Origin of the sequence: Cohnella baijiui, from assembly GCF_020731285.1 — a bacterium.
GTDB lineage: Bacteria > Bacillota > Bacilli > Paenibacillales > Paenibacillaceae > Cohnella.
On the sequence record NZ_JAJFOW010000013.1, the window covers coordinates 64955 to 83712 of the forward strand.

Consider the following 18758-nt stretch of genomic DNA (forward strand, 5'->3'; position numbering starts at 1 on the left):
TTATACCCACTCGAGGGCGGGCAAGATATCCTTCTGAAGCTCGCACATCTCGTCGATCATCGCGCAAGCTTGATAGTAGGTCGGTGCCTGCGGGTCGAGTAGGATTGCTTGCAGCAGCTTCGTCTTCGACTTCTCGACGAAGGCTTCGAGCAACAGCTTGTGTATCGTCCCCTGAATATGGATCGTGCCGATCACAGCCGTCGGCAAATCGACGGTCATGGGCTTCAAGGCGATCCCCCTACCGTTCACGATTGCTTGCGTCTCCACCACCATATCGTCGGGCAGCCCGCGGATAGCGCCTTTGTTCGGCAAGTTGACGGCGTTGAGCTGCACCTCGTCATCGAAGAAGATCGCTTCGATGATCGGAATAGCGTATTCCTGGCTCGGGCAAACCTTCGCTTTATCGTAGGTATAGGCCTGCTCGACCCAGCTCTCTTGCGTCTGCACGCTGTCGAACAGCCCTTTGTCCAAGCTGTTGCCGCTCGCGCTATAGACGAACTCCGGCGTTCTCGCGCCTTGCTTCCACAGCTGCTCCCGGATCGGATCATAGCGGTATTGCAGCGATAGTCCTGCGTAAAAATCGTCCGCATACGAGACATATTCGCCGCAATGGTTCGTCCCCGGGTACGGATAATAGCCGTAGATATGGTACATCGTTCGGGACAGCCCGATATGGTCGAATTGCGCCAGCCGATTGGCCTTCCGCTCCTTCTCGCGGAACAGCGGGTACAGGTCCTCGCCCGTCTCTTTGTCCCATACTTTCGTGAAGAAGCCGAAGTGGTTCAAGCCGCCGCCTTCGATGCCGATCTCTTCCGGATTCCGCTCCAGAAACTCGCCCAGCTGATGGATGCCCATATCCAAGCCGTGACAGAGGCCCACGATCTTGATCGAAGTCAGCTTGGACACGGCCTCGACCAGCTTCGCTTCGGGATTCGTGTAGTTGATGAACCAAGCGTCCGGGCACACCTTTTCCATCGTCCGGGCAATCTCGAGCATCGGGCCCAGGTTGCGAAGCGTATGGAACATCGATCCCGGTCCGCCGTTCTCCCCGTAGATTTGCTTGCTGCCGTAGCGGCGCGGAATGTGAAAATCCTGGGACCAGTAGAAGTACCGGTCGACCTCGATCGCGACGATGGCGAAATCGGCGCCCCGCAGCGATTGCTCCAGGTCCGTCGTCTGCCAGATGGCGGCCGGATGGGAGAATGAATCGAACATTTCCTTCGCATACCGATAAGTCCGGTTGACGTTTTCCTCGCTGATATCCATGAGCGCGATTTCGAGCTCCGCTTCGTTTCTGAGCCGCGGGGACAGCACGAGATCCTGCAAGGCTCCCAGTGCGAACGACACGCTTCCCGCTCCGATTAACGCAACCTTCATCTTTTTCATCGTTACCGAACTCCTTTGTGATTTATTCCTTCAATGCCCCTACCATGACGCCCGAGAGGATGTTCCGCTGGAAGACGATGTACGCGAGGGCGGCCGGGAATGCCGAGACGACAGCCGCCGTGGCGATCATAGGATAATCCATCGTGAACTTGGTTTGGAAATAGTTCAGGCCGACCGGCAGCGTCCTCAATTGGTCGTTCTGAATCAGGATCGTCGGCAGCATAAAGTTGTTCCAGGTGCCGATCGCCGTAAAGACGATGAGGGACACCATGGGCGCATACAACATCGGCATGATGATATAATACAAATTTTTCGCTTCGGTCGAGCCGTCGATCCGAGCCGATTCCAGCAGGGCGTACGGGATATCCTTCATGAACCCTCTCAGCAGGAAAATCGAGAACGGGATGTTCAGCGCGATTTGCGGCAGGATGAGCGACCAAATCGTATTCAGCAAACCCATCGACTTCAAATTGTTGAACAGCGGAATGATGATTAAATCCAACGGAACCGTAAGTCCCCAGAGCACGATCAGGAAAAAAATCCCCTTGCCCTTGAACTTCATATACGCGAATGGGTAAGCGCCGAGCAGGGCCAGCAGGACGACGAACGCGACGACGACAACGGTCACGATCACGCTATTCTTATAGTAGGTCACAAAATTGCCGACGTCCCAAATGCGCGAATAATTATCCCAGTGGAAAATATGCGGCAGAGCCAAGGGGCCATCGATGTTGATTTCGCTCATCGTTTTCAGAGACGTGTTGATGACGAGCAGGAACGGGAAAATCGTCAGCAAAACCGTACAGATCATGATGACATAAACGAGCGTGCGTCGCATGAGCAAAGATCGGGTCATGGTCATAAGCTATTGATCCCTTTCTCTGATCCAAATGATGGTTCTCGAAACGAGAAGAACGAACAACGTCAGCACAATGGAAGCCGCCGCAGCGAAGCCCAGCCGGTTGACGATAAAGCCTTGCGTGTAGACATAATACGAGATGACGTACGAGCTGTATCCCGGACCGCCCTTGGTTGTAGCCATGACGATATCGAATACGCTGAAGGAACCGATCGTCATCAGGATGACGACCGTCGTGATCGTTTGCCGAAGGCCGGGGATCGAGACGTGCCGGAATTGGCCCCATGCGCCGCAGCCGTCGATGTTGGCGGCGTCGTACAGCTGCGTATCCACGCCCTGCAGCGCCGCAGTGAAGAGCATCGTCGTATAGCCGAAGCTGCCCCACACGAAAATCACGAACAGCGCATACATGACGAGATCGGGATTGCCGAGCCAGCCGGCAACGGGCCGGCCGATGCCCAGCTGATCCAGAATCGCGGACAGCGGACCGAAGCTCGGGTCGTATATCCACTTCCAGATGACGGCAGCGATGACGGAAGAGATAATTTGCGGGAAGAAAAACCCCATCTGAAACCACTTGGTGAATCGAATATTGCCGCGAACGAGAAAATTGGCAAAAACGAGGCCCAGACCTACGGGAATCGTCGCGCCGCCGACGACCCATAGCAGCGTATTCTTAATCGCCTGCAAGAACATCGGCTCGTCGGTAAACAGATGGAGATAGTTTTGCAATCCGACGAACTTCTTCGGACTGATCCCGTCCCAGTTCGTCATGCTGATATAGAAAGTTTGCAGGGCCGGCCATATCATGAAGAAGGCCACCATCGCAAACGCCGGAAGAAGGAACAAGTACGCGAGCGGATTGGTCTTCTCCGCGCTCCTTCGTTTGAACGTGCGCTTCTGCCGAGGTATGGCTGCTTGTCTCACAAGAATCGCCTCATTATACAGGATGGATGTCCTTTAACCCATAGAGGGTTAAAGGACATCGGTCATACCTTCGATTCGATGCCTACTGTCCCTGGGCGGCGGCGGACAGCTTGTCGTATTCTTTCTTGATCTCTTCCCAAGCCTGTTCGGGCGTGTTCTTCTGGAAGAACATCATTTGCAGCTGCTTGTTTATAATATCAAACAGTCCCGGAACGGCATTGTCGAGGAAGAAGCCCATCTGAGTGCCTTGAATCGCTTGGTCGACTTCTTTCTTCAAGTCTGAAGCTTGAGCCCCCGACATGTCCGCTTTGATCGTTGGCGTAGAACCGCCTTCATACCAGAGCTTGACGACATCCGGGTTCATGAACGTGTCGATGAAGTCCAGCGCTGCCTGCTTCTTCTCGTCGCTCAGCTTCGCGTTCAGCGCCCAGCCGCCGTCCGTCGCGTTGACGATCGGGTGCGTCTGGCTGTTCGCATCCTGCTGCGGGAACGCGAACGCGCCTGTCGGCACGTTTGTGCCCTCGTAAGTCGGGATGTCCCAGTTGCCGCCCAGAACCATCGCGGACTGACCCTTCGCATAATAGGTCGGCACCGCGGCGCCGTCAATCGAAGCATCTTCCTTCCGGTAATACCCGCTTTTCTGCCAATCGTTAACCTGATTCAGAGCCGCTACGAACGCTTTTTCGAATTCGGGCGTAATCCCTTGCTGGAAGTAGAACTTTTTGATGTCGTCCATCGGCGCTTGATTGTACAGCATGTGGAACACCGACCACATCTTCGGATTATTCGACATGCCGCCGTTCTCCATCGGAACGTAGCCGGCTTCTTTGACCTTGGCCAGAATGGCGTCCAACTCGTCCATCGTCTTCGGCGGCGTCAGATTCAGCTTGGAGAAGATGTCCTTGTTGTAGTAGACGACGACGGGAGCCGTCGCATACGGAACGCTATAGTACTTGCCGGACGTTCTGGCGTTCTGGAAGTCGATCGCTCCGTCCACTTCCTTGTCGATCCAGCCCCGGCTCTTCACGTCGTCGGTAATGTCCATCAGGTAGTTGTTCTTTTGCAGCATCTGCTGCATCGTGTCGTCCACGTAGACGATATCTTGTCCTGAGCCGGAGTTGAACGCCAGCTTCAGGCTTTGGGCGTATTCGGACCACGGGTTCGGGCTGTATTGAATGGTGACATTGGGATGCGTTTGGTTGAAGATCTTGATCGTTTCGTTCATGATGTTGACGCGGGCTTCGTCAGTCATAGAGGAAGTGACGGTCAACGTAATTTTCCCGGAACCCGAAGGGTCCCCGGTAGAATTGCCGGAGGAATCGCCCGCGTTATTGGAACCGCAACCAACAAGGCTGACGAGCATAAGAGACAAACTGCCGAACAGCAGACCCGCTTTCGCTTTGGACATTGGAGATCCCCTTTTCATCTTGATTTTAGGTATTCTCGGATTCATTGCGTTCGATGCATGGTCGCAGTACGCTCTTCAGCGAACGAACGCCGCCGCCGCTTCGTCCATGCAGACATGGACGTTCGGGTGGCGTTGCAGAACCGTGACCGGCACTTCGTTCGTAACCTCGTGTTGCAGCGCTTTTCTCACGATTTCCGCTTTCTTGTTTCCGTCCGCGATCAGAATCACCTTGCCCGCCTGCATCAGGTGTTTGATCCCGAGCGTTATTCCCTGTTGCACGTTCTTCTGTTCCGGAAAGTATTTCACGGAGACCATCTTCGTAACGGAGTCGAGCTCCGTCACGTGCGAGTAGCTTTCGAAATCGACATGAGGCTCGTTAAAGCCCAAATGCCCGTTCATGCCGACGCCAAGCAGCAACAGATCGATGGTCCCATGCGTCCCGATAAAGTCGTCCATCGCCTTGCACTCCGCTTCCAGGTCGTCGCTGGTTCCGTTGAAGAAATGAAGGTTCTGCTCCTTGATACCGCAAGGCTCGAAGAAATGACGGTCAAGCGTCTGCCGGCAGCTGCCTTCATCCGAAGCGCCAAGGCCGACCCATTCGTCCAGACTGATGAAGCGACACTTATCGAAGCTTATCCGCCCGGCGTGAACCGCTTCCACCAAACAGGAGAAAGTACCGAGCGGCGTATTGCCGGCGGCGAAGCACAGCAGCGAGTCCGGTTTCTCTCTGACTTGCCGAATGATCAGCTCGGCGGCTTGCTGCGACATTTCATAATAATTGCGCGCGATATGCGTATTCATCCCAACACCTCCCTTTTTTAGATAACGCCTACCTTCTCGAACGCGAGCGCGGCCGCTCCGATCGCCCCCGCTTCCTCCCCGATGGTAGTCAATTCGATCGTCGTGGGTACCGGCGTCAGACTTGCCACCGTCGAGCGAATGCGTTCGAGCACCGCCGGCAAGGATTGAGCGACTCCGCCGCAGAGGATCACCTTCTGGGGATTCAGCATGCTGACCATATTGGCAATGCCAATCGACAAATCCGTCACGAACTGGTGGATGATCGATATCGACTTCTCATCTCCGCGAACGAAGCGCTCGAACAATTCATTCGGCATCGTGCCGTGCTGCGACAAGGCTAGTCCCGAGATTTTTTTCTCGAACAGTCCAAAGTCGCCGAAAGAGTTGGAACGATTGCTGAGAACGTCCTGTTCTACGACCATATAGGCGACTTCACCCGCCATATAATCGTTGCCTTTCACCAGCGAACCGTTCGCCATGATCGCGCTTCCCACGCCTGTTCCGATCGCCACGACGACGAAGTCGTTTGTGTTCCGCGCGGAACCGAGCCACTTCTCGCCCAGAGCCGCACAGTTGACATCGTTGTCTACGAAGATGGGCTTGTCGAAGTACCGCTGCATCCGTTCACGGAACGGAACGTGATTCCACTTCAGCGCAGGCGCTTCGATAACGGTACCTTCTTCGCTGTTGGCGATCCCCGGAACGCCGAAGCCGATGGCGGCCACTTGCTCCAGCGGGATATCGGCGATGCGCAGACATTCCGCGATATGCCCGGAGATGACATCAAACTCGCCGGAGGTATTCACTTTTTTCCTGTACACGATTTCGCCGGATGGGTCGGCGATCAGAATCATGATCTTCGTTCCGCCGATATCGACTCCGACACTGTACAACTGTTCAGCTTGAGAGGGCTGTCCATTGTTCTTTTTCACCGTATCATCACGCTGTCAGCACCCCAATTTCGCTTTTTCAAGTTAGTTTGTACGATGTACGTACTAACTAAGTCGAATAATAAACCGATTTCATAGCGCTGTCAATAAAAAAAAGCGGCGGTTCGTATCGCATATACGAACCGACCGCGTTATGAATGCAGCATAAAACGAGCCATACCCCCTAAATGACGTTCTGCTCTTGATCGAACGCGTAAGCGATCACCCCGAGAACACCCGCATCCGCCCCCATTTGCGAAATCTCCACCGTCGTTTGGATCGGGGTCAATCGGCCAACGTTGGATCGGATCTCGTCTAATACGGGAGCCAGATAGCCGGCCACTTCTCCGCCGAGAATCACCTTCTCGGGATTAAGCAAGCTGACCATGTTGGCGATTCCGATGGATAGATGCGAGACGAAACGTTTCACCTTTTGAATGGAGTGGGCTTCGCTAAGCGCATATCCTTGAAAAAGAGCCTGCACCGAGCTATCGTTCTCGGCGAGCGATTTGCCCGAGATCTTTTTCTCGAAGACCCCGAATTGTCCGGCCACGTTCACCAGATTGCGGGATACGTCCTCCTCTTCGATCAGATAGGCGATCTCACCGGCCATGAAATCTTTGCCGTGCACCAAATTCCCGTTCGCGACGATCGCGCTTCCGACGCCGGAACCCAATCCGATATAGATGTAGATGAAGTCTTCCAGATCCTTGGCTCCGCCGACCCAACGTTCGCCGAGCGCCGCGCAGTTCACGTCGTTGTTCGCATAGATGGGCTTGGCCAGATACTTCTTCATCTCTTCGACGAAGGGCACATCCTTCCAGCCGAATTCCGGCGCATCCACGACGATTCCTTGCTTGCTGTTCGTCAGTCCGGGAATGCAGAACCCGATTGCAATCACCGCATCCATCGAGATCGATGCTTGATCCAAACTCGCAAGAATGCACTCGTAAATCGTCTTGAAGTCGTTGCCGGCGTTCGAGCGTTCCTTCCACACGACGTTCCCGTCCAAATCCGTGATGCAAATGAACAGCCCGTTCGCCATCAACTCGACGCCGACGGCGAAGCCGGACTTCGGATTGAACCCGAGCTCGATCGCTCTTCTCCCGCCTTCCTTGGTCGAAGACCCGAACCCCGTCTCCACGACGAACTTCTTGGCGATTAATTCGTCCACGATGGAGGAGACGGTCGAACGGCTGAAGCTCAAGCGCTGTGCGACTTTCGCGCGGCTGATCGGCTGTTGGGAACGTATCGTTTCCAGTACGAGATCCCGGTTTATTTTTTTCAGAAGCTCCAAGTTCCCTTTTCTCACAATCCCATTCTCCCTGCATCTCATTTAAACCTAATTTAATCCAAGGGATTAAACTCGTCAAATGGGGAGGTGCGGTACCGACGATTCTTGAAGATCGCCCTAATCCCGAGCAACGCTTCTCCGCTCGTTCCGATACCTCCCGGGCGGCACCCCCATCTTCTTGCGGAAACGCTTGGAGAAGTGATGCACATCCGCAAATCCGCAATACGCGGCAATCTGTTCCTGAGGCAGATCGGTATTGCGGAGCAATTCGCAGGCATGACTAATGCGCATGTCAAGCAGGTACTGATGCGGCGTCACGCCATATTGCTCCTTGAACACCGCGTTGAATCGGGAAGGAGACAGATTGGCCCTTCTGGCCATGTCTTCAATCCGAACTTCCTGATCCAGTTGCAAGGAAAAGTAGGAAGTGATCCAATTGAGCGTCTGTTGCGAGATGCTCTGCGACGGCCGGTCTGCCAAATAATCCTCCAGGAGCAGAATCGACAATTCGGTCATGCCTGCCTGGGCACGCAGTTGCATGATCGGGTCGCGATACTGCCAGCACTCGACGACCTGCAAAAACGTATCGCGAAACTTCGACGGGTAACGAAGATGAAGTCTGCAAGGGATATCCATCCCAAGCAAATCGTCAAGCCGGGGCTGAAGAAGATTCAAGTAGGCGCTGAGAACGGTTTGACCTGCCCGCGTAGGGAAGCTTTTCTCCCGCTCAGGGTTATAGAACAGGTCGAAGTGTGCAAACGGAGTTACCGTGTTGCCGAGCCCTTCAAGAACGGTCAGGCTGTTTGGCTGGATTAGACAAAACTGCCCCGGCTCGAATAGGTAAGGCTTGCCGTCCACCCAAAAGCGGCAGTTCCCGTTTTGAATATAGATCAACAAATAATCGAGAAGCCGTCTTTCCGGCATGGTCCATGGTGTGCGGACAGCAAAATCGCATTCGCGAATATAGGGCACAACGGGATGTTGGTCCATAAAATCGGCAAATTTGCGCATGAATGACCCTCTTTAACGATGAATGATAGCTGAATTATACCAGACCTTGAAGAGGATAAATCAGTTGTTTTTGACAAAAAAATCGAATAGTTATACAAAGCGAATTTAGATGGTCTACGGTACAATGAGAGCGAAATCGACCAAACGGAATATGAAAACCTTAAGGAGGTATCACAATGAGCCAAACATTCGAATCACCGTCCGAACTGAATTCGGACTACTCACTGACGGAACAACAAATATCGAGCTATCAGGAGAACGGGCACATTTATTTAAAGCATGTCGCTTCCAAGGAAGAAATCGCGGAATACGAGCCGATGATTACAGACCAGGTATTGAAGTTAAATTATCATGACAAGCCTCTATCGGAACGCGATACTTACGGGAAGGCATTCATTCAAATCGGCAATCTGTGGGAGAAGAGCGAGGCTTGCAGGCGGTTCACGCTGGCCAGACGTTTCGCCAAAATAGCTGCGGAGTTGATGGGCGTAGACGGCGTACGCATCTACCATGATCAGGCCCTGTTCAAGGAGCCGGGCGGCGGTCATACGCCTTGGCATCAGGATCAAATCTACTGGCCGCTGGATACGAACAATACGATTACGATGTGGATGCCTCTCGTGCCGATTCCGCAAGAGGTGGGTACCATGACGTTCGCGACCGGCACCCATAAACTTGGCTATATAAATAAACAGGTGATATCGGACGAATCGCACAAGACGTTGGCACAGTATATTGAAGCCAAGCAATTTCCGACGGTGAACTACGGCGCGATGTCCGCGGGCGACGCTACGTTCCATGCGGGCTGGACGATGCACTGCGCGCCTGGCAATCCGACCGACCACATGCGCAAGGTCATGACGATCATTTACGTCGCGGACGGCACTCGGATTGCGGAACCCGATAGCAAGGCCAGGGAGGGCGACCTGCGGAGCTGGCTGCCCGGCTGCAAGCCCGGCGATCTTGCCGCAAGCCCGCTCAACCCGCTTGTATATAGCAAATAATTCTAACAATCAATGGATTCGATAGAATGATAGAAGGTCTATCCCCGGAAACGGATGGCCTCGTGGGATAAGCAACTGATCAGCTTTTCCGTCGTTGGAGGAGACCTTGAGCCGCAGCGGGATCGGAATCGGCATACAAAACAACAGCCTGGTGATTCCATCAACAGGCTGTTGTTTGCTATTTAACTTTGAGTGCGACTTGAACGAACGATTGTATACAGGCAACCGTTAAACTCGCTCATGTTTTCGTTACGGAGGAAAGCGCTTTTCGGCTATAGCATTTGTTCACTTGTCCGTTCACAAGCTCCAGACAGTGTAACTGGCCCCCGAAAGAGAACCCCCCCAATCTATGGAATCGCTCTTTCATTGTACTTAGTAAGCGTTATCCAGAAAGGATCCTTAATGGGCTTCCTTTCGGAGTGCATCAGCAGCCTTAAATGCCAGTGCAGCTCGCGCCGGAGCCGTATTCAGCCCGACAGCAGCCAATAGTAAAGCGACGAAAACGACGGAAAGCAAGGCAAATGGATATCCCGATGTCAAGCTTTCCTGAAAGGACTCCCGGCTTGCCTGAAACCATTGCTTGATCAAAAACGCGCCTGTCGAGCCAATCAGCCAGCCTGCAGCTAAGCCAACGGCACTAATCATGACGCCCTCGGTCAAAAACATATCATAAATGATCCGATCGCCTACGCCAATACAGCGCATCATCGCTACTTCCTTGCTCCGTTCTCTGATAGATCTGAATTGTATGACCGCAAGACCCAGCAGACCGATAAAAGCCGACAAAATCGTAAATCCGATAAATCCGTTGCCCATCTGACGGTACATGAGCTGCTCTGCGCTATTGTTCAAATAAGGAACCTTGAAGGTATGCACTTGATGAAGCAGGAATTGCTCCTCCAGCTGCTGTGAAAGCTTTATATTTTTGTAATCAAATCTGAACAATACGATGCCTTTATTGCTCTGGTTAGGCCATTTAAAGCCGTATGCCTTGAGCTCCTGCGCGACATCCGGGTGTACATAGGTCGCCCCATATAAATCAATAAGCGTATTTTTGGCCTGATCCGGCGTAAAGCCCGCGATTACAAATGATTTTTCCAGCATGACCTGGCGCTGCTTCCCTTCCATGATCAAGCCGTTCTCAAGTACATGCAGTGTAATCGTATCGCCTGCCTTCAGCTCTTCTGCTCGCCCCTCTATATTTCGCCCCATGAAAAAGTGCGGCAAAATAATGTACTGCGGATCATGGGCCACCCGCTCCCATGCGGCTTGGTCCGAGACGAACTCTGCAGCCCTGCCGAGCAGTGCGATTTCCGATTGAAGAATCGGCTTCGTCACCGGCAGGATCGCTTGGGCTAGCTTGCTTTCGCGAGATTGAATCATAAACGGTTCGATCTCGACCTGATCCTCGAACCGTCCTTGAACGAGCCCCGCCGCCTTTTCAATGATGCGCCTCTCTTCGTCAGTCTGATAGGTCGCGTAGCCGCCAAAGCCGATAATCGTTTGCTCATTGCGCTCCACATCCCGCATCTCGTCCAGCAGCTGATTAAGACTTGCCGTAAACGTAATCGTGAGCATGACTAGAGCAAATAGCAGCCCGGTCGTATAGGTCCGGCCCAGCTGTCTCCGCGGATACTTCACTGCAAGGAGCAGCGACAGCCTGGGTACTCCCAGCAGGCGCAGCAAGCGATGAAGAGGCTTCTCCAGGACATGCAAAAAACAGATCAGCAGGAATAATAGCGTGAAGCAAGTGCCAAACCAGGCAGCTGCCGTCAGTAAAATACCGGAGCCGCCCGGATCAGGCGTTGCGATAAATACGTCCCGCATATGCTTGCCTATCACAAGCACGCCAAGCGCAACAAGCCCGGCGATCAGCAGCTTCCGTCCAAAGGTAGCCTCTGACTTTACGCTGGAGTCCCCGCGAAGGGCCGCGACAATCCGCAGCTTGCTCGCTTTTCGGGCAGCTGCGGCGGATGTGAGAAGCAGCACCAGCCATATAAGCGCCAGCAGCCAGACGGCTGTACCCAACGTAAAATGCGGCCTGATCGGGATGTGGTCGCTCGTCAACCTCTGGAGCACCTCCGCAAAGCTGCCGTAGAGCCAATGGATCAAACTATAGGATGCCGCTGCGCCAAGCAGAATCCCCGGTAAGGAACTGAATAGGGAGAGCAGCGAAGCTTCCACCAGAAACAAGGAGAAAATATGCCTGCGGGAAAGTCCGATCGCCCGCAAAGTGCCGTATATTTCGGTCCGGGAATCCGCGATCATCATCAGTACCTGTCTCATAAACAATAAGCTGGTCACAATCGCAGCCAGACTGATCAGGCCAATCAAATAGGTAAAATTCATTTTTCCTATTTTTTGCAGCGCCTCCGCCTTCAAATATTGCGGCTGCCAGCTCAGCTTCGGTATGATCGGCATCGCCTGCGGATTCAATTGCGGATCAACGCTCGCAATCAGCACTGCCGGATAATGTCCGTCCGCCTCCAGTCCCGCCAGCTCGCGTACGACAGACTCCGCACCAAAGACGGTTGCCGTCTGGGTACCCGATTCCCGATAGCCGGCGAGCCCCCGTTCCTCAACAATCATGCGAACCTGCAGCTTCCGGCTGCCTCGGCTTGATGTTACCTCGATAACATCGCCTTCCTTCAGCTTTAGCTGCCCGGCCAATCCGCTGTTCACAATGACTTCATTCTCGGCCAGCTCTACAGGCCAATGCACCGAAGCATCCTCTTCCAGCTTGGCCGCGGTCTGCATGGAAAATCCCATAAGCAGCACCTGCGAGAGCGCCGACGCTTCCCGCTGCCGGTCTTGACTGCGCACCACCGATACCTCTGTAGTCACATAAGGAAGAAACCGATAATCGCGGTTGAACTGTTCCGTATACTGATCCATCAGCCTCAGCTGATCAGGGGTAAAGGCCGGTTGCTGGTCCGGCGTTACTTTCCAGCCTATTGCGCCCAGTCTTTGCTCCAGCCAATCCTGCCCGCTTCGCTTCACCGACTCGTAGTTGACGACGCTGACGGTAATCAGCAGCGCGCCGATCGACCCAGCCACAAGCGTAAGCAGCGTTTGCCGCCAATGCCGGATCAGATGGCTTGCGGCCATTTTCCATACTAAACGGGAAAAAATCATTCAGCCCGCCCTCCATCATGCACGACCCGGCCGTTTTGCAAGCGAATGATGCGTTCCGCGCGTTCTGCGACGCCTTGATCATGCGTTACCATGACGATCGTCGTCCCGTGATGGCGATTCAGCATTTCCAGCAAGCCGACAATTTGCTTAGCCGTCTCGGAGTCCAGCGCCCCCGTCGGTTCGTCCGCCCAGATCAGCTCGGGCTTGCCGGCAATGGCTCTAGCTATCGCAACACGCTGGTTTTGTCCGCCCGATAGCTGGGAAGGATACGCTCCAAGCTTGTCCTTCAGGCCAACCTCCTTCAGCGCTTCCATCGCGCGCCGCCTCGCCTCTCTGGCGCTTACGCCTCTGGCCAGGAGCGGCATTGCCGCATTCTCCCAGGCATTCAACACCGGAATCAAGTGATAGGATTGAAAAATAAAGCCCATATGCTCAAGCCGAAATTGGGAAATTTGCTTCTCTTTGGCTTTATGCAAGGGCATATCGCCAATCCAAACCTCCCCGGCATCGATCGATTCGATGCCGGACATGATATGCAGCAGCGTCGTTTTGCCGCAGCCTGAAGGACCTGTGACCGACACGAGCTCGCCCTTGCCGATTTCCAGGTTCACTTCGCGGAGCGCGTGAGCCGCAGCCTCCCCTTTGCCGAACGTTTTACTTAACCCTGATACGCGTATAAACATCGTCCACAGTACCTCTGTTTCACTGGAATGTCTCTACAGTACCAAAAGGATGTGCATACACGATGAGGCAATTGTGCAGAACTTGTGCAGATTTTAAGATTCGTACATCACGGGTAAGCATAAGGTGAAAGTCGTGCCTATCCCGAATGTGCTGCTTACGCCTACCGAGCCTCCGTGCACCTGCGCGTATTCTCTGGCAATCGCCAGTCCGAGTCCCAGCCCGGTCCCCTGCCGATTCATCCCTTTACGGCCGCGGTAAAATCGGTCGAACACATAAGGCAGCTCCTCCTGCTCGATCCCCCACCCGTCGTCATGGACCGTAATCGCAGTCTCACTGTCCTTTAGGGAGAGTTCCACGCGTACACGGCTGCGTGCATGGCGGAAAGCGTTGCCTAGCAAATTAAGCAGGATGCTTCTGACCCGTTCCTCGTCCGCAAAAATACGCACCTCTTGCACCTCTTGCGCTTTGCTGAAGCTTACGGCAATAGCCCGTCCCTCGCCCTCGACAGACAAAAACTCGAGCACCTCCTCGATAAGCTTCGAATAAGCAATCCACGCCTTGTGCAAAGGCAGGTTTCCTGACTCCGCGAGCGATAAATCCTGAAGATCATGTACCAGCTTGGAGAGCCTAAGCGTCTCGTCATGAAGACCTACCATTTTCTCGACGGGCAAGCTTGCCTCGCCCTGCAAGGCGTGATCAAGCTGCGTACGCATAATAGCAATGGGGGTGCGCAGCTCATGCGCAATATCAGCGACCATGGAGCGCCTCACCGTCTCCAGACGGCTAATCGTCGCATGCAGCCGATCGGCGGCGGCAAGCGCCTCCTCTACGGCAGACGCGGCGTCCGCCGCCTTAGGTTGTCGCCGCAGAGGAGCAAGACTCCCAGCGTCAGGCTGCATCCGTTTGTACGCTTCTGCGGCAAACCCGTACAAGTCCCGATGCTTCTGCTTCAGCATACGCCTGCTGTACAGGAAGGCAGTACCGTACAGCAGCAGTCCGAATAATGCCGCACCTGACACGATCGCACGGCGCGCTTTCCGATCCTTTTCGGCTGTGGCCTGCGTATAGCCTACAAGCTGACCGCCGGACAGCACCGGGATGCTGCGGACCGTCTTGGCCTGCCGGCTCTCCTGCCCTGCTTCGGGCTGCAGTCTCGAAGAAGCGGACGGTTCCGCCGCCGATTCCCAGCTCAGGCGATCCGCCTTGGCTCCAAAAGCCCCCGTCAACAGCTTTCTATTCATTGGCTCCCAGCTGCCGGCCTGTTCGTAAACGGTTTTTGCGTAGCTGTTCCACAGCAGCTCTATGCTTTGCAGCTCTGCCTGCTCGGCTCGCTCCTGCAGCCGCAGGACCAAGCCTCCAAGCACGCAAGCCGCTGCCATGCTTGTAAGCGCAAGCGCCAGATGAAGCCGCAGGGTGAAAGCCTTCACATCGCCCGCCCCTTTCGTTTGTCACTGATGGCCGTTAGCGTTCATCCGCCTGATCGGCAAACCGGTACCCAACGCCATAAACCGTCTGAATATACTCGCAGTGCGCCCCGCCTTCCTCCAGCTTGCGGCGTAAATTGCGGATATGCGAGTCCAGCGTCCGCTCGTAGCCGATGAACACGTCACCAAGCGCCTCATCCATCAGATGAGTACGGGTAAACACTCTTCCGGGATTAGAAGCCAGCGTCCACAGCAGCAGAAATTCGGTCCGCGTCAATTCCAGCCTCTTCTGCTCCAATTGTGCCGTAAACCGCACGAAATCGAGCCTCAGCTGCCCCTGCTCAACGACCTGCTCGTCCTGCCGTTCCTTATCCTGCGGCTTGCCTTTGCCAGTGCGGCGCAGAACCGCTTTGATACGTGCGCTAAGCTCGCGAAGTCCGAAAGGCTTCGTTAAATAATCATCGGCCCCTAGCTCGAGGGCAAGCACCTTGTCCAGTTCGTCTCCTTTGGCCGTAACCATCATAAAAGGCAGCCCCCAATGCCGCTCGTTCCATTTGCACAGCTCAAGTCCGCTTTCCCCGCCGGGAAGCATCCAGTCCACAAGCAGCATATCAGGCTTCTTCTCTTCGACCAGCACTTTGGCCTCGGCTACGGTCTCCGCTCCAAAAACCTCAATCGATTCCTTCTTCAAATATTGCGTCCATTCCCGCAGCAGCTGCCGCTCATCCTCGATCCATACGACTTTCAAAGCGCGCACCTCCGCTCCTTTATGTACAATAATTGCCCTAACCCTATAATAGAGCAAAACAAAGCCGGGCTTGAACGATCATTTTCAAGCCCGGCCTATAGCTCGCAGGAATAACCATTACAGATACCAAGTACATATCGATCAATTCATTCAATCATTCTTAATCTCATCCATCTTACTTTATATCATCTCCGTATTTCAATATTATTCCATGCCTAAAAATAACACTGGCAGCCTATACGCGTGTATAGGTCGCCAGTGTAATCATATCTAGAAAAAAGACGATATTATTTTACATTTTCGTTTGCGCCCATCAAGAACACTTGCTGTATCCGCAGTTCGCGCACGTCTTGCAGCCCTCAACATTCAGCAGCGAGGCTGAGCCGCAGGACGGGCACAGATCCAGTGAAGTGTACGGCTGGCTGCCCAGCGAGCCGTGACTATGCCCTTGATCCGCTGCGGCTGCCGATGCCTGGCTTGTCGCCGCGATCGGCAGCTCGGACGTGGCCGACTGCTCCTCTTCGGCGAGCAGATTCGCGTGCATCTCGAGCGCCTTGGCGACCGCGTCCGCAATCGACTCGACGCGGTTCGGACCGAAGCCGACGGCGCCGGAGCCGCCGATGCCCTTCAAGTGCTTGACAAGCAGCTGCACCTTGTTGCCGTGGTCGCCATACCGCAGGAACAGCGAGCAGACGCGGCCCAGCGCTTCGGCCATCGCGAAGACGTCGGAGCCGGCCTTGCCGACGTTCAGGAAGATCTCGCCCGGCGTGCCGTCGATGTCGTTGACGGTGATATACGCCATGCCGAACGGCGTGTTGAACTTGTACGTCGCGCCGCGCAGCACTTTCGGACGGCTCTTGTACTGCTTGTCGAACACCTTCTGCTGCGCCGGCGTGACGGAGACGGGCAGCGCCTTGTCGAGCGTATCGAGGGCGGCGGCTTCGCCTGCCGTGGCCGGCGTTTCCACGGTTTCGGCCGCGGCGGCCGCTTCGTCCTTCTTGTCATCTTTGGCCGTGCTCAGCACCTGCACGTCGCGGCTGCCGTCTCGGTAGATCGTGACGCCTTTGCAGCCAAGCTCGAACGCCAGCTCGTACAGCTCCGCCGTCTCTTCGACGGTGAAGTCGGCCGGACAGTTCGCGGTTTTCGAGATCGAGCTGTCCACCCAGCGCTGGATCGCCGCCTGCGCGCGGATATGATCCTTCGCGGACAGATCCATCGCGGTAACGAACCAGGCCGGCAAGTCCTCGCCCGGGTGCGCGTCCTTCCAATCCTGCGCGATCGGAACGAGCTGCTTGTCGAAGCCGAGACGGCTCTGGCGGAAAAATTCGAACGCGAAGTACGGCTCGATGCCGGTGGAGGTGCCGACCATCGTTCCCGTGGAGCCCGTCGGCGCCTGGGTGATGACGGTGACGTTGCGCATGCCGCGCTTGCGCACCGCTTCGGTCACTTCCGGATATACCTCGTGCATGTTTTTCATGAAGCCGCTTTGCAGGAACGGCTCCGCTTCGAACGCTTCGAAGGAGCCCTTCTCCGCCGCGATTTCCGTCGAAGCCAGGTACGCCTCACGCGCCATAAAGCCGTACAGCTTGTCGAGGAAGGTCAGGCTCTCCGGGCTGCCGTAACGGATTTCGAGGCGGATCATCAGCTCCGCGAGCCCCATCGTGCCGAGGCCGACGCGGCGCTCCTTCTTCTGGTTCGCTTCGTTTTCCGGGAAGTGGTACGGCGTCTTGTCGATGACGTTGTCCAGGAATCGCGTCGAGTAGCGCACGACGCGGGACAATTCGTCCCATGCGACGTCATGCTTTTCCTCGTCGTAGAACTTGGACAGATTAATCGCCGACAGGTTGCACACGCCCCACGCCGGCAGCCCTTGCTCGCCGCACGGATTCGTGCAGATGATCGGGTTGAAGTACCAGCTGTTGGACATTTGATTGTAGTATTCCATGAAGACGACGCCAGGCTCGGCGGATTTCCAAGCGGATTCGATGATCGTGTGCCAGATCTCGCGAGCGCGCACCGTACGGTAGGGAATGACGTCTTTGCCGAGCTTCTTCCACTTGTCGAGGTCGCCGTCCCACAGCTCGTTGTATTCGGCGTCGCTCGTATCCGGGAACACGAGCTCCCAGTCGAGGTCTTCCTTCACGGCCTTCATAAAGGCGTTGCTCACGCAAACGGACAGGTTGGCGTTCGTCACTTGGCCCATCGTCTGCTTGACGGTGATGAAGTCGAGAACGTCCGGGTGCCAGTCGTTCATCATAAGCATCAGAGCGCCGCGACGGCTGCCCCCTTGCTCGATAAGACCCGTCGTGTAGCTGAACAGGCCGCCCCACGAAACCGCGCCGCTCGAGGAGCCGTTCACGCCGCGGACGATGGCGCGACGCGGACGGAGCGAGCTCAGGTTGATGCCGACACCGCCCCCGCGTGCCATAATCTCCGTCATCTCGGACAGCGTCTCGATGATGCCGCCCCGGCTATCGTGCGGGGACGGGATGACGTAGCAGTTGAACAGCGTCAGCTCCTCGCTCGCGCCGGCGCCTGCGGCGATCCGTCCGCCGGGAACGAGCTTCCAGTCGTCGAGTACCCAGCGGAATTTCTCGGTCCACTCCTGCTGCTTGTCGGGGGCTTCCACGGAAGCCATGGCGGCGGCGAGACGGTCCCACATCTGCTGCGGCGTCTTCTCGATCGTGAGCGTCAGCTTGTCGACGTTCGACTCGACGAGATCCCCGTTTCGCAATTTGACGGTCACCTGCTTGCCTTCGCGCTTGACGACTTCACCGACGTCCTTGGCGGGAAACTTCGGGTCGTCCTTCGTGAGGACAAGCACCACGTCGCCGATCTTCGTCTCGTTCGTGTCGGCGTTCTTCCAAGCATACCGGTCTAGGAAAATCTTTTCGCTTAATCCTTCTAATTTCTTCGTTTCCATCGTCGTTTTCACTCCGGTCCTACCTCCCGTAATGGCGTCGAATCAAGGCTTGCAGAGCGCACATCAACAAAACATCATGTATGTAAATTGTACAATATATTGTGTGCGAAAACCATTATACTATACCACATCTAGAACGACTACCGACCGAATTCGACCCCTGCCGGAACCTCGGCGGAGCAGGTCGGACGAACCTCGCGCATGCTTCCATTCTCTCCCGATTTT

At 55.1% G+C, this 18758-nt stretch carries 14 protein-coding genes; 1 reads left to right on the plus strand and 13 read right to left on the minus strand.

Annotated features, from left to right (window positions below; translation table 11 throughout):
- From LKX83_RS14695 to LKX83_RS14730, 8 genes are all read right to left on the minus strand, one after another.
- A complete protein-coding gene (locus tag LKX83_RS14695) occupies positions 1 to 1386 on the minus strand; it encodes a family 4 glycosyl hydrolase (protein WP_227883030.1) in 1386 nt (461 codons plus the stop codon).
- Between the two features lie 22 nt (positions 1387 to 1408).
- Positions 1409 to 2248 carry a carbohydrate ABC transporter permease gene (locus LKX83_RS14700; RefSeq protein WP_227883031.1) on the minus strand — a complete coding sequence of 280 codons (840 nt, stop codon included), beginning with the start codon at positions 2246 to 2248 and terminating at the stop codon, positions 1409 to 1411.
- A 3-nt stretch (positions 2249 to 2251) separates the two neighbouring features.
- Positions 2252 to 3172, minus strand: coding sequence for a carbohydrate ABC transporter permease (locus LKX83_RS14705; protein ID WP_227883032.1), 921 nt, complete (start codon positions 3170 to 3172; stop codon positions 2252 to 2254).
- A gap of 82 nt (positions 3173 to 3254) precedes the next feature.
- The gene (locus LKX83_RS14710) at positions 3255 to 4580 is read right to left on the minus strand and encodes an ABC transporter substrate-binding protein (protein ID WP_227883033.1); all 1326 of its coding nucleotides are present in this window, start codon (positions 4578 to 4580) and stop codon (positions 3255 to 3257) included.
- Between the two features lie 75 nt (positions 4581 to 4655).
- Entirely contained in the window at positions 4656 to 5381 is a 726-nt protein-coding gene (locus LKX83_RS14715) for a glucosamine-6-phosphate deaminase (RefSeq protein ID WP_227883034.1), read from the minus strand.
- 17 nt (positions 5382 to 5398) lie between these two features.
- Positions 5399 to 6313, minus strand: a complete 915-nt coding sequence (locus tag LKX83_RS14720; RefSeq protein ID WP_227883035.1) for an ROK family protein — start codon at positions 6311 to 6313, stop codon at positions 5399 to 5401.
- Positions 6314 to 6494: 181 nt separating this feature from the next.
- Positions 6495 to 7622, minus strand: a complete 1128-nt coding sequence (locus LKX83_RS14725) for an ROK family transcriptional regulator (RefSeq protein WP_227883036.1) — start codon at positions 7620 to 7622, stop codon at positions 6495 to 6497.
- A gap of 99 nt (positions 7623 to 7721) precedes the next feature.
- Positions 7722 to 8615, minus strand: coding sequence for a helix-turn-helix domain-containing protein (locus tag LKX83_RS14730; protein ID WP_227883037.1), 894 nt, complete (start codon positions 8613 to 8615; stop codon positions 7722 to 7724).
- 176 nt (positions 8616 to 8791) lie between these two features.
- On the opposite strand from LKX83_RS14730, the gene LKX83_RS14735 reads away from it, so the two are divergent.
- Positions 8792 to 9619 (plus strand): phytanoyl-CoA dioxygenase family protein, encoded by an 828-nt coding sequence (locus LKX83_RS14735; RefSeq protein ID WP_227883038.1) that lies wholly within the window; start codon positions 8792 to 8794, stop codon positions 9617 to 9619.
- 399 nt (positions 9620 to 10018) lie between these two features.
- Here the strand turns inward: LKX83_RS14735 and LKX83_RS14740 are convergent, their stop codons facing one another.
- The 5 genes from LKX83_RS14740 to LKX83_RS14760 all read right to left on the minus strand — a co-directional run bounded on the left by LKX83_RS14740 (position 10019) and on the right by LKX83_RS14760 (position 18533).
- On the minus strand, positions 10019 to 12754 hold the full coding sequence (locus LKX83_RS14740; protein ID WP_227883039.1) for an ABC transporter permease: 2736 nt from the start codon (positions 12752 to 12754) through the stop codon (positions 10019 to 10021).
- Complete coding sequence (locus LKX83_RS14745; protein ID WP_227883040.1) at positions 12751 to 13437, minus strand: ABC transporter ATP-binding protein; 687 nt, start codon at positions 13435 to 13437, stop codon at positions 12751 to 12753. Before LKX83_RS14745 ends, LKX83_RS14740 begins: the two co-directional genes overlap by 4 nt.
- Positions 13438 to 13530: 93 nt before the next feature.
- Positions 13531 to 14865 carry a sensor histidine kinase gene (locus LKX83_RS34375; RefSeq protein WP_227883041.1) on the minus strand — a complete coding sequence of 445 codons (1335 nt, stop codon included), beginning with the start codon at positions 14863 to 14865 and terminating at the stop codon, positions 13531 to 13533.
- Positions 14866 to 14899: 34 nt separating this feature from the next.
- The gene (locus LKX83_RS14755; RefSeq protein WP_227883042.1) at positions 14900 to 15610 is read right to left on the minus strand and encodes a response regulator transcription factor; all 711 of its coding nucleotides are present in this window, start codon (positions 15608 to 15610) and stop codon (positions 14900 to 14902) included.
- Between the two features lie 313 nt (positions 15611 to 15923).
- The gene (locus tag LKX83_RS14760; protein ID WP_227883087.1) at positions 15924 to 18533 is read right to left on the minus strand and encodes an adenosylcobalamin-dependent ribonucleoside-diphosphate reductase; all 2610 of its coding nucleotides are present in this window, start codon (positions 18531 to 18533) and stop codon (positions 15924 to 15926) included.
- Positions 18534 to 18758: the final 225 nt, after the last annotated feature.

Coding starts and splice junctions, on each gene's coding strand:
- LKX83_RS14735 (WP_227883038.1), top strand. CDS start 8,792: ATGAGCCAAACATTCGAATCACCGTCCGAACTGAATTCGGACTACTCA.
- LKX83_RS14740 (WP_227883039.1), bottom strand. CDS start 12,754: ATGATTTTTTCCCGTTTAGTATGGAAAATGGCCGCAAGCCATCTGATC.
- LKX83_RS14710 (WP_227883033.1), bottom strand. CDS start 4,580: ATGTCCAAAGCGAAAGCGGGTCTGCTGTTCGGCAGTTTGTCTCTTATG.
- LKX83_RS14715 (WP_227883034.1), bottom strand. CDS start 5,381: ATGAATACGCATATCGCGCGCAATTATTATGAAATGTCGCAGCAAGCC.
- LKX83_RS14695 (WP_227883030.1), bottom strand. CDS start 1,386: ATGAAAAAGATGAAGGTTGCGTTAATCGGAGCGGGAAGCGTGTCGTTC.
- LKX83_RS14745 (WP_227883040.1), bottom strand. CDS start 13,437: ATGTTTATACGCGTATCAGGGTTAAGTAAAACGTTCGGCAAAGGGGAG.
- LKX83_RS14730 (WP_227883037.1), bottom strand. CDS start 8,615: ATGCGCAAATTTGCCGATTTTATGGACCAACATCCCGTTGTGCCCTAT.
- LKX83_RS14760 (WP_227883087.1), bottom strand. CDS start 18,533: ATGGAAACGAAGAAATTAGAAGGATTAAGCGAAAAGATTTTCCTAGAC.
- LKX83_RS14700 (WP_227883031.1), bottom strand. CDS start 2,248: ATGACCATGACCCGATCTTTGCTCATGCGACGCACGCTCGTTTATGTC.